Source organism: Micromonospora sp. NPDC047644, assembly GCF_040704315.1.
In the GTDB taxonomy this organism is placed as follows: domain Bacteria; phylum Actinomycetota; class Actinomycetes; order Mycobacteriales; family Micromonosporaceae; genus Micromonospora.
This window is the reverse complement of record NZ_JBEYSY010000004.1, coordinates 69,560-80,733: the sequence shown is the minus strand read 5'-3', so window position 1 is coordinate 80,733 and position 11,174 is coordinate 69,560. Positions and strand designations below refer to the sequence as shown.

Here is an 11,174-nt window from a genome sequence, read left to right as displayed (position 1 = left end):
CCAACACCGGCTCACTCCTCGCCCTCACTGCTCGCCCTCGCCTGCGCGTCGGACGGTGGGCGGCTCGACGACCTGGCGACCCTGCCCGGAGACCGGGCAGCTGGTGCGCACCGGGCAGACCCGGCACTTCGAGTTGGCCACCGCGGCGAACGTGGCGGCTGCCATCGTATCGGCGGTCCGCCGGACCAGCGCGGTCGCCCAACCGGCCGCCGGCCCCTCGCTGGCGGCCGGCTGATTCTGCTCCCTGGCGTCCTTGGCCGAGGTCCCGAGCTGCACCAGCGCGGCACCACCGGACTCGTCACCGAACTCGGCGAACGCCCCCGCCTCCACCGCCGCCTGGTACGCACCGAGCTGCGGGTGCTCGGCAAGGTCGGTGCCGGTGACAGCTGTGGATTTACCGGTCTTCAGGTCGATCACCACGAGCCGCCCGGCCTCGTCGACCTCCAGCCGGTCGACCCGACCGGTCAGGTCGACGGGCCGGTTCGGGTCGTCCAGGCGGACGGCGAACTCGTGCTCGATGGCGAGCAACCGGCGCGGGTTGGTGGCCAACCAGCGCAGCAGCTTGTCGACCATCGCCTCGGCGCGTTCCCGCTCCGGCCCGGCCATCCACCGGGCCGCCAGCTCGATCGCGTCGAACCGGGCGGCCACGTAGTCGAGCAGCGCGCCCCGGTCGGCGCTGGCGTCCTCGGCGAGCATCGCGGCGGCGTGCACCAGGTTGCCCACCCCCTGCGCGGTGCTGGTCGGGCCGCTACCGCCGTGTCGTTCCAGCAGCCAGCGCAGGCTGCACCGCAGCGCACTCTCCATCGCCGACGGGGTGACCCGCACCGGGTCGCCGTCGTCGACGAGCGGCCGGTCGTCGGAGAGGACCCGCAGCCCCCACCAGTCGTCGGGGTGCGCGCCGGGCACCCCGGCGGCGGCGAGCCGGGCCAGCTCGGCCGCCGCGGCGCGCCGCCGGGCCGCCGGGGCGGCCGGGTCGGTGATGGCGGTACGCAGTTCCGCGACCAACGCCGGCAGGGTGAGCGCCCGGGGTGGACGGGTCACCGGCAGCGCCCCGGGGCGGTCCGGCTCCTCGTCGCCGGTCTCGCCCGCGGCAGCGCCCCCGTTGCCGCCGGACGACGGCTCGGTGCGCGGGCCGGGCGGGGTCGGCGGCGGTGCGCTCGGCGGGGTGGGCGGCGCGCTCGGGGGCGGGGTCGGGGGCGGAATGCTCGGGCCCAACTCGTGCAGGAACCGGCTGGGTTGTTCCTCGTGGTCGTCGCCGCCGACGGCGGCCGACGCCACGGCGCTGACCAGCAGCCGGTGGCGGGCCCGACTGATGGCGACGTGGAAGAGCCGACGCTCCTCGTCCAGCAATGCCGAGGTCTGACCCACCACGTTCGCCGCGGTCGCCCCGTCGACCGACCGGCCGGCCAGCACGTCGACCAGTCGCTCGGAGCCGAGCAGGCTGCCGCGCAACCGTAGGTCCGGCCAGATGCCCTCCTGCACACCGGCCACCGCGACCAGGTCCCATTCCAGGCCCTTCGCGGCGTGCGCGGTGAGCAGGCGTACCGCCGCTCCCCGGTCGGCGGTCGGGGCGATGGTGTCGGCCGGCAGGTCCTGGGCGAGCACGTGGTCGAGGAAGACCTCGGTGCGGGCACCGGGCAGCCGGTCGGTGAACCGGGCCGCCGCGTCGAAGAGGACCAGCACGGCGTCCAGGTCGCGGTCGGCAGCCTCGGCCCGCCGACGCCGGGCCAGGTCGCCCTCACCGGCCTCCGGGCGCCCCTGGTTGATCGCGCCGGCCCACCGCTCGGCGAGGCCGCTGGCGTGCCAGACGGCCCAGAGCACGTCCTCGGCGGTCGCGCCCGGCCGGGCGGCGGCCTCGCGCGCGATGGCCAGCAGCCCGGCCACCGCCTGCGCCGGCTCCGCCCAGTGCCGCTCGATGCCGGTCAGCTCCTCCGGATCCTGTAGTGCCTCGACGATCAACTCCCCGGAGGGACGTCGGTCACCGCCGGCCAACGCGAGCGCGCGAAGGCCCTGCCGCAGCCGCCGTTCGGCCAGCGGGTCGGCCCCGCCGAGCGGCGAGTGCAGCAGCGCGACCGCCGCCTCCTCGTCGAGTCGTTCCGGCTCCAGCGCGCAGCGCAGCAGAAGCAACAGCGGCGCGACCGCCGGTTGCAGGTGCAGGGGCAGATCCTCGCCGTGCACCACCGTGGGTACGCCGGCGGCGTGCAGCGCCCGTCGCAGCGTGGGCAGCTGCAACGCGGTGGACCGCACCAGCACCGCCATCCGGGACCAGGGCACGCCGTCGAGCAGGTGTGCCGAGCGCAGCGCGTGGGCCAGCCAGGCTGCCTCGCTGGTCGCCGAGCGGAAGGTGTGCACCTCGACCACGCCGGGGGGCGCATCCGGCAGGGGGTGCAGCCGGCGGTGCGCGGCCGGGCCCCGCAGCCGGCGACCCAGTCGGGCGATCGCCGCGAGCAGACCCGGCCCGGCCCGGTACGACGTGGTCAGCAGCACCTGTGCGGCCGGCGCGCCGGATGCCGTCCGGAACCGGTGTGGGAACGTTGCCACCCCGGCCGGGTCGGCGCCCCGGAACGCGTACGTGGAGGAATCCGGGTCGGCGAACGCGACGAGGGACTTGCCACCGCCGGCGATGACCGAGAGCAGCTCCAGTTGGGCGGGGTCGGTGTCGGCCAGCTCGTCGAGGTAGACGTACGCGAGTCGACGACGCTCGGCGGCCAGCAACTCCTCGTCGTCGCGCAGCAGCCCGGTAGCCGCCCGGACCAGCTCCGCCGGGTCGTACGCGATGGAGCCCCGGTTGCTGACGTCGCGCAACGCGAGCACGGCGACGTACTCCCGCAGGAAGCGGGCGGCGGCCGGCCAGTCGGCGCGGCCGAGCTTCTCACCCAGCCGGGCCAGGTCGATCGGGCCCACGCCGCGTTCGGCGGCGCGCATGAGCAGGTCGCGCAGTTGGCCGGCGAACGCCCGGGTGCGCAGGGCGGGGCGCAGGTCGGTGGGCCAGCCGACCGGGTCGTCCTCGGGCTCCTCGCCCACCACGTCCAGCAGCTCACGGATGATCAGATCCTGTTCGGGGCCGGTGAGCAGCCGGGGCGACGGTTCGCCCCGCTCGGCGGCGGCGCGGCGGAGCAGCCCGAAGGCGTACGCCGGGAAGGTGCGCACCAACGGCTCGCGCAGCACCCGGTGGCCGTCCTGCGCGACCCGGGCCTCGATGCGTTGTCGCAGTGCGGTGGCACCTCGGCGGCCGAAGGTCAGCACCAGGATTTGTTCGGGGTCGGCCCCCTCGGCCACCCGGGCGGCGACCGCCTCGACCAGCGTGCTGGTCTTGCCGGTGCCCGGGCCGCCGAGCACGAGCATCGGCCCGTCGGTGTGCCCGACCACCTCGGCCTGCATCGGATCGGCCCGCCAGCCACCGCCGACGGCCAGCTCGGCCCCGGCCACGCGATCGGGCCCACCCGATGTGCCGACACCGCCCACGGACGTGCCGCCGCCGGCCAGCACGGAAACGCCGTCAGGCGTGGCCCCGTCCCCCCGCGCCGGCCCTCCGGGCCGCCGCACCAACCGGTACGCCTGCATCAGCTCATCCCATCAGACCCGTACGACAACCACCCACCACCCAACCCCCCGGCGCTCCCACCCACACCCCGCCCCGCGCTCCCACCCCCATCTATCCCTGTCGATCATGAAGTTAGCGGCGCGACACGCCGACGGACGCGCCGCTAACTTCATGATCGACAGGGGCGGGCCGAGGGCCGGGAGGGCCCGGCGGAGCGGGAGGGAGGGCCGGGCGGAGGGTGGGGTGGGGGGTCAGGTTAGGTGGGATTCCAGGACGTCGAGGGCCTCGGTGACGGTGGTGGTGACCGTCACGAGGTCGCGGCCGGCGGGCTTGAGGAAGGTCTGGTCGGCCAGCGCGTCGAGCCAGTCCAGCAGAGGGCGGTAGAACCCGTCGGTGTCGATCAGCACCATCGGCTTGGTGTGCTGGGCCAGGGTGGCGGTGGTCCAGACCTCGAACAGCTCGTCCAGGGTGCCCAGCCCGCCGGGCAGGGTGAGGAAGGCGTCCGACTTGTCGATCATCAGGGTCTTGCGGCTGGCCATCGAGTCGGTCACCAGCAGCTCGTCCGAGGCCAGGTCGGCGACCTCCAGGTCGACCAGTGACTGCGGGATCACGCCGACGGTACGACCGCCGGCGGATCGTGCGCCGTCGGCGATCGCGCCCATCATGCCGACACAGCCACCACCGCTGACCAGCGTGTGCCCGCGCCGGGCCACCTCCGCGCCGGTCTCGGCGGCCAGGTCCAGCCAGCGCTGATCGAGGGTACGAGAGGAGGCGCAGAAGACGCAGATCGCCGCCATCAGTCGTGGCTCCGAGCCTGCTCGGCTGCCGCCTGCTGATCCGCGCCGGTGCGGGCGACGGCCTCCTCGCGGACCGCCTCCTGCTCGGCCGAGAGCGCGGCCTCCGACGCGACGATGTACCGGACCGCCTCGTTGACGTCGTCGGTGAGGCAGATCAGGTCCAGGTCCACCGGCCCGATCTTGCCGGTGGCGGCCATCGTGTCGCGCAGCCAGTCCAGCAGGCCCTGCCAGTAGGCGACGCCCATGAGCACCACCGGGAACCGGGTGACCTTGCCGGTCTGCACCAGGGTGAGCGCCTCGAACAACTCGTCCATGGTGCCGAACCCGCCGGGCAGCACGACGAACGCCTGGGCGTACTTGACGAACATCGTCTTGCGGGCGAAGAAGTAGCGGAAGTCGATGGCCAGGTCGACCCAGTCGTTGATGCCCTGCTCGAACGGAAGCTCGATGCCGAGCCCCACGGAGAGCCCGTTGGCCTCGCTGGCGCCCCGGTTGGCGGCCTCCATCACGCCGGGCCCGCCTCCGGTGATCACCGCGTAGCCGGCGCGGGCCAGCGCGCCGCCCAACTGCTCGGCCAACTGGCACTCCGCGCTGTCCGGCGCGCTGCGCGCCGAGCCGAAGACGCTGACCGCGGACGGCACGTCGGCGAGGGTGTCGAAACCCTCGACGAACTCGGCGAGGATGCGCAGCGCGCGCCAGGCGTCCTTGGTCTTCCAGTCGCCCCGCCCCCGTGAATCAAGCAGTCGCTGGTCGGCGGTGCTGCTCGGGATCGCCCCTCTGCGCAGGGTGACCGCACCGCGATGCCGCTCCTGTCCCGGACCGCGACCGGCCTCCCGCCCGTTGCTCTGGCTCATGGGGCAACCGTAGTGGAGCAGCACCGCCCGGGTGCGCGGGGCGGGGACGCCGAGAAATTGTTCGCGATCAAGGGCAACTATTCGGCGCTCCCGTACGTCTTACTATTCACATACCGGGTATGCCCCGGCGCGCGCCTTCGGGGGAGGAGACAGCGTGATCAGTAACAGCGAGATGATCCGGATTCGTCGCCAGATGCAGCGACGGATCCGAGACGTGGTGGCCGAACGCCGCCGCACCCGCCAGCAGAACCCGATCCCCGCCTCCCCCACCCCGTCCGGAGCCGATCAAGAGGTTTGCGTCGCCGACAACGGGCCAGGCTGACGCAAACCTCTTGATCACCGGGCGCTCCGGCGGGACCGGTGCTCCGGCGCGGGTCAGGCTGGGGCCAGCCAGCGGTGCAGGGTTGCCGCGCCGTCGCGGATCTTGCTGATCTCGACGTGCTCGTCGGGGTGGTGCGCGAGGTTCGGGTCGCCCGGGCCGAAGTTCAGCGCGGGAATGCCCATCGCCGCGAACCGGGCCACGTCGGTCCAGCCCAGCTTGCCGATCGGCGCGGCGCCGACCGCCGCCAGGAACTCCTTCGCGGGGGCCGCGTCGAGCCCGGGCGCGGCACCGGCAGCCGTGTCGGTGACTCTCACCTCGAAGCCGGCGAACACCTCACGCAGGTGCGCCTCCGCCTCGGCCGGGGTGCGATCCGGGGCGAACCGGTAGTTGACCTCCACCTCGCACAGGTCGGGCACGACGTTGCCGGCCACCCCACCGTTGATGCGCACCGCGTTCATGCCCTCGCGGTAGTCGCAGCCGTCGATGGTGACCCGGCGCGCCTCGTACGTCTGGAGGCGGCGCAGCACCTCGCCGGCGGCGTGGATGGCGTTGACCCCGTGCCAGGAGCGCGCCGAGTGGGCGCGTACGCCGGTCGTGGTGACCACCGAGCGCATGGTGCCCTGGCAGCCCGCCTCGACGATGCCGTACGTCGGCTCCAGCAGCACCGCGAAGTCCGCCTGCAACCACTCCGGGAAGGCCTGGGCGACGAGGTTGAGCCCGTTGTACCGCGACTCGATCTCCTCGGCCTCGTAGAAGAAGTACGTCACGTCGTAGCGCGGCTCGGGCAGCGTCACCGCCAGGTGCAGCGCGTACGCGGTGCCGGACTTCATGTCGGAGGTGCCGCAGCCGTACATCAGGTCGCCGCGCATGGTCGACGGGAAGTTGTTGTTCAACGGCACCGTGTCGAGGTGCCCGGCCAGCACCACACGCTGCGACCGACCGAGGTCGGTACGGGCCATCACCGTGTTGCCGTGCCGGTGGGTGGTCAGGTGCGGTACGGCCCGCAGCACCTCTTCGACACAGTCGGCGATCGCCTTCTCGTTGAGGGACACGGACTCTATGTCGACCAGAGCGCGGGTCAGCTGCACCGGATCGGCGAGGACCTCGGGGGTCAGCGGGTTCTCCATGGTTCGCACGGTACCTTCAGGTCTGTCAGCGCGAGGAGCGAGCCGAGGTCAGCCCGGCCGTGACCGAGAGGTGTAACAGTGACGTCCGCAGATTCCGCCTGGGGCATCGGCCTGGCTACGGTCACCGCAGACGAGCAGGTGCTCGACACCTGGTACCCGACCGGCAAGCTGGGCCTGGGCGAGCTGCCGCTGGTCGCCGGTGAGGACAAGGCGGACGTGCTCGACCTGCCGCCGGCCGCGCTCGGTGACCGGCCGCTGCCTGGCCTGCGTACCGTGCAGGTGGTGACCGTGATCGGCTCGTTGGACGACCCGATCAAGGACGCCTCCGACGCGTACCTCCGGTTGCATCTGCTGTCGCACCGCCTGGTGCGACCCAACCAGCTCAACCTGGACGGCATCTTCGGCAAGCTGGCCAACGTGGCCTGGACGTCCGCCGGGCCGTGCCCACCGGAGCGGGTGGACGAGCTGCGGGTGATCGAGCGGGCCGCCGGCCGCCACCTGGCGGTGTACGGGGTCGACAAGTTCCCGCGGATGACCGACTACGTGGTGCCCTCCGGTGTGCGGATCGCCGACGCCGACCGGGTCCGGCTCGGCGCGCACCTGGCCGCCGGCACCACGGTGATGCACGAGGGCTTCGTGAACTTCAACGCCGGCACCGTCGGCACCTCGATGGTCGAGGGGCGGATCGTGCAGGGCGTCCTGGTCGGCGACGGCTCCGACATCGGTGGCGGGGCCTCCATCATGGGCACCCTCTCCGGCGGCGGCACCGACAAGATCAGCATCGGTGAGCGCAGCCTGGTCGGCGCGAACGCCGGCGTCGGGATCTCACTTGGCGACGACTGCGTGGTCGAGGCCGGCTGCTACATCACCGCCGCGTCGAAGATCACGCTCCCCGACGGCCGGGTGGTCAAGGCCCGGGAGCTGTCCGGCGTCGACGGCCTGCTGTTCTGGCGCAACTCGGTCACCGGTGGGCTGGAGGCCCGGCCACGCACCGGCCGGGGCATCGAGCTGAACGCCGCCCTGCACGCCAACGACTGACGGCCCCGCCGGGTCCGCGGCGCTCGGCCGCGGACCCGGCGGGGGTACGCCTCAGCGCCACCGGTACGCCTGGATGATCCGTTGGGTCACCGTGTTGCCGGCGGTGTCCCGGGCGGTGCCCCGCAGCGACACATGGCCGGCGCCGGCCGGATGCCGCAACAGGGCCGACCAGCCGTCGGTCGAGGTGCGGACCAGCTTCGCCCTGCCCCAGGTCTTCCCGCCGTCGTAGGAGACGTCGACGACGAGCTTCTCCACCCGGCTGGCCGGAGCACCCGGCTGCCGCTGCACCCGTACCGGTACGACGAAGCCCTGACCGGCCGGAGCACTGTTGTCGACCCGCAGCGGCGGCGCGAAGCGCACCGCCGACAGGGGCAGTCGGGCCGGCGTCTCGCCGGCGACGTGCCTCGACCGGAAGGTCCAGCTGGATTCGACCTCGGTGCTCAGGTCGGTGAAGCTTCGCTTCGCCGACGTGACGAGCCGGTAGTCCGCAGCACCCGGTGGCACGGTGAACTCCCCGTAGCCGGCGTACTCGCTCTCGCCGACCAGCTTGCCGTTGCGCCAGAGCTTGGTGTGCTCACTGTCGGTCAGCGACGCGCCGGGGTGCCCGGCCGCGTCGCTGTAGATCGGTATGTCGGCCAGGATGGTGTCGCCGATCCGGGTGACGCTCTGGTGCGGCCAGCGCGGTTTCGGGAAGGACGGCGAGTACGGCGCCTGGTTCCAGATCTCCTGAACCGTCCGCCCGGCCCGGTAGGCGGTGGGGACGGAGAAGAGCGCGGCGTTCGGGTCCAACCAGCCCTCCTCGTCCACCGTTCCGAAGAAGATCTCGGATTCCCACTTCACGTTCCTGGTGTTGTAGTACTCGACCCGCTGGCCGGGCACCACGGTGGGCAGGACCGCGGCGGAATAGCCGACGTTGTACTCCAGCTCGGGGAAGACCATCCGCTCGGCCGCCGTGCCCGGGGTGCCACCGCGGAACCGGTGCACGACGGTGGCCAGGTCGCGCCGGGCGTAGTCGCGGACGAACCCGGTGGGCATCCGGCCAGGGATCGCCTCGGCCAACGCGTACAGGTACGGGCTGTTGTCCGCCTCCGGCGTGGTCCAGTTGCTGCTGACGGTGGCGACGAACGTGTCCGCGGAGACCGGCTTGCCGATCTGACCGCTGGTCAGGCCGGTGAACGTCTCCGCCCAGAGCCCGACCCCGTACGAGCTACCGTCGTCGGCGGTGAAGTTGCCACTGACGTCGATCAGTTGCGGCACGGCGGTCCGGTCCGGAACGGTCGTCCGCACCGGCCTGGCCCGACGGGCGTCCACGACGATCCGGGTGTCCCGCTCGACGGTCACCTCGGGCTGCATCAACATGGACATCCCGCGTTGCTCGTCCTCCGGACCGGGCTCGAAGACGAGGCCACTGAGGCCGTAGTGCCCCTTGGGCACCCGCACGGTGGCCACCCCGTCGGAACTGACGACGTCCCAGAAGCCGAAGGTGTCCAATCCGACCACTGACGTCCAGTGGTCCGCGGTACGCGCGCCGGCGCGGTTCAGGTGCTCCACGGTGAGCGTGTAGCTCTCCACCTCCCGGTTCACGGCCAACGGGGTGACAGCTACCGCAGCACCGGACCGGGCCACGATCCGCCCGGTCCAGTAACCGTCCACGTCGCCGACCCGGGTGTCGGTGGTGACGGTCGTGCTGGCCGTGCCACCTGCCGGCACGGTGAGTTGGCTGGCGCCCAGCTGGAACAGGCCGACCGGCAGCGCCCGACCGCCGGGGCCGGCGCCCTCGATGCTCAGGTCCACGGTGACCGGGGTCGGACCCTCGTTGCGCCAGGTCACCGTACGGGTGATCGGCACGTCGTCAGTGTGCGGCCAGAGCGTACGCCCGAACGAGACGCTCACCGGGTCGGTGGTGAGCTGCTGGGTGATGGCGTGTGCGACGTCGACCCGCCCGGCACCCTGCTGGTAGGCGGTCTGGTCCGGGTGCGGCTTGGCGGCTGCCATCAGGGTGGCCTTGAGCCGGTCGGCCCGCCAACCCGGGTGCTGCTGGGCCAGCAGCGCGGCCGAGCCGGCCACGTGCGGGGTGGCCATCGAGGTGCCGGAAAGCCTGACATACCGGTCCCCCACCGGGTCACCGATGAAGCCGTTGGCGGACTTCGCGGCGACGATGTCGACGCCCGGCGCGGTGATGTCCGGCTTCAGCGCGTCGTCGCCGACCCGCGGGCCCCGGCTGGAAAAGTCGGCCAGTTCGTCGTCGCGGTCCACCGCGCCCACGGCGAGCGCGGCGTCGGCGCTGGCCGGGGAGCCGACCGAGCCGTCCGAGCCGTCGTTGCCGGCGGCGATGACGAAGAGCGTGCCGGTCTGCGCGGTCAGGGTCTGCACGGCCTCCTCCACCGGGTCGACCTCCGGGGTGTCCCAGCCGCCGAGGCTCATGTTGATCACTGCGGCCTTCTTGTCGACAGCGGCCCACTGCATGCCGGCGAGGATCGCCGATTCGGTGCAGCCGTTGTCCTCGCAGACCTTGCCGTCCAGCAGCGTCGCGTCCGGTGCCACGCCCCGGTACTTGCCGTCGGAGGCCGCGCCAGAGCCCGCGATCGTCGAGGCCACGTGGGTGCCGTGGCCGACAGTGTCGCGAGCGTCGGCGACCTCCGTGAAGTTGCGCGCCTCGGCCACCTTGCCGGCCAGGTCCGGGTGGGTCGCGTCGACGCCGGTGTCCAGCACCGCGACGGAGACTCCGGCTCCGGTGAACCCGGCCGCCCAGGCGGCGGGCGCGCCGATCTGGGGCACGCTGTGGTCGAGGGTCACCCGTCGACGGCCGTCCAGCCAGATCCGCTCGACGCCCCCCGCCGCGTCGAGCCGGGCCCCGGCGGGACCGGTGGCGAGAGTGGCCCAGACCGCGCCGAGGGAAGACTTGTCGCCGTTCAGGGCGGCACCTCGGATCACCGGCAGGTCGCGGGTCAGCCGCGTGCCGGGCAGGGCGGCCGGGGCACGCCGGGCGGAGTTCGTCGAGCCGTACGACACCAGCAGTGGCAGGGTGCTGCGCCTGGTGTCGTCGTAACCCGCCTCGACCAGCCCGGTGATGTCGAAGAGTCGCCGGTCCACCCGGCCGGAGCGCAGCAACGGCACCGCGTCCGTCGGCGTCACGGTGAGGCGTCCGCGCTCGCGCTGGACCAGGAACTGCACGTCCTCACGGCCGGCGCCGGGCCGGACCGAGGCGCCGGACGCGGTGACGGTGACCCGGTCACCGGTGATCAGCGTGACGGTGGTCGAGCGGTTGGCGATGGGTCCACCCGGAGTGGCCTGTCTGTCGGTGCCGCCGGCTGGGGCGGGCGCGGCGGCCGTGGCCGAGGCGGGAGTTGGCACGGAGAGCGCCAGCGCGAACACGAGGCCGAGAGCGGCCAATCTTCTTCCCTGATGCAACGGATCCTCCTGGTCAAGCGTCTTGATGGATGGAGTCACATTGACAACTCAGAATTACATACCGGGTATGCAAAAAGAAGG

Annotated in this window: 7 protein-coding genes; 2 read left to right on the top strand and 5 right to left on the bottom strand. The window is 72.7% G+C overall.

Translation table 11 applies throughout. The features are described 5' to 3' along the window. Positions 1-24: 24 nt before the first annotated feature. The 3 genes from AB0877_RS08165 to AB0877_RS08155 all read right to left on the bottom strand — a co-directional run bounded on the left by AB0877_RS08165 (position 25) and on the right by AB0877_RS08155 (position 5,195). On the bottom strand, positions 25-3,564 hold the full coding sequence (locus tag AB0877_RS08165) for an ATP-dependent DNA helicase (RefSeq protein ID WP_366607812.1): 3,540 nt from the start codon (positions 3,562-3,564) through the stop codon (positions 25-27). Between the two features lie 231 nt (positions 3,565-3,795). Continuing rightward, a complete protein-coding gene (locus tag AB0877_RS08160) occupies positions 3,796-4,341 on the bottom strand; it encodes a TIGR00730 family Rossman fold protein (protein WP_366607810.1) in 546 nt (181 codons plus the stop codon). Next, positions 4,341-5,195 carry a TIGR00730 family Rossman fold protein gene (locus tag AB0877_RS08155; protein WP_366607808.1) on the bottom strand — a complete coding sequence of 285 codons (855 nt, stop codon included), beginning with the start codon at positions 5,193-5,195 and terminating at the stop codon, positions 4,341-4,343. Before AB0877_RS08155 ends, AB0877_RS08160 begins: the two co-directional genes overlap by 1 nt. Positions 5,196-5,349: 154 nt before the next feature. Here AB0877_RS08155 and AB0877_RS08150 point away from each other — a divergent pair, with 154 nt between their 5' ends. Further along, positions 5,350-5,517, top strand: coding sequence for a hypothetical protein (locus AB0877_RS08150; protein ID WP_334503590.1), 168 nt, complete (start codon positions 5,350-5,352; stop codon positions 5,515-5,517). 53 nt (positions 5,518-5,570) lie between these two features. Here AB0877_RS08150 and dapE read toward each other — a convergent pair whose 3' ends face one another. Then, positions 5,571-6,644, bottom strand: a complete 1,074-nt coding sequence (dapE, locus tag AB0877_RS08145) for a succinyl-diaminopimelate desuccinylase (protein WP_366607806.1) — start codon at positions 6,642-6,644, stop codon at positions 5,571-5,573. Between the two features lie 78 nt (positions 6,645-6,722). Between dapE and dapD the strand changes: the two genes are divergently transcribed. Then, positions 6,723-7,682 carry a 2,3,4,5-tetrahydropyridine-2,6-dicarboxylate N-succinyltransferase gene (gene dapD, locus AB0877_RS08140; RefSeq protein WP_112675716.1) on the top strand — a complete coding sequence of 320 codons (960 nt, stop codon included), beginning with the start codon at positions 6,723-6,725 and terminating at the stop codon, positions 7,680-7,682. 51 nt (positions 7,683-7,733) lie between these two features. On the opposite strand, the gene AB0877_RS08135 is transcribed toward dapD, so the two are convergent. Continuing rightward, positions 7,734-11,075 (bottom strand): S8 family serine peptidase, encoded by a 3,342-nt coding sequence (locus AB0877_RS08135; protein WP_366607804.1) that lies wholly within the window; start codon positions 11,073-11,075, stop codon positions 7,734-7,736. Between the last annotated feature and the right edge of the window lie 99 nt (positions 11,076-11,174).

Coding starts and splice junctions, on each gene's coding strand:
- AB0877_RS08165 (WP_366607812.1), bottom strand. CDS start 3,564: ATGCAGGCGTACCGGTTGGTGCGGCGGCCCGGAGGGCCGGCGCGGGGG.
- AB0877_RS08160 (WP_366607810.1), bottom strand. CDS start 4,341: ATGGCGGCGATCTGCGTCTTCTGCGCCTCCTCTCGTACCCTCGATCAG.
- AB0877_RS08155 (WP_366607808.1), bottom strand. CDS start 5,195: ATGAGCCAGAGCAACGGGCGGGAGGCCGGTCGCGGTCCGGGACAGGAG.
- dapE (WP_366607806.1), bottom strand. CDS start 6,644: ATGGAGAACCCGCTGACCCCCGAGGTCCTCGCCGATCCGGTGCAGCTG.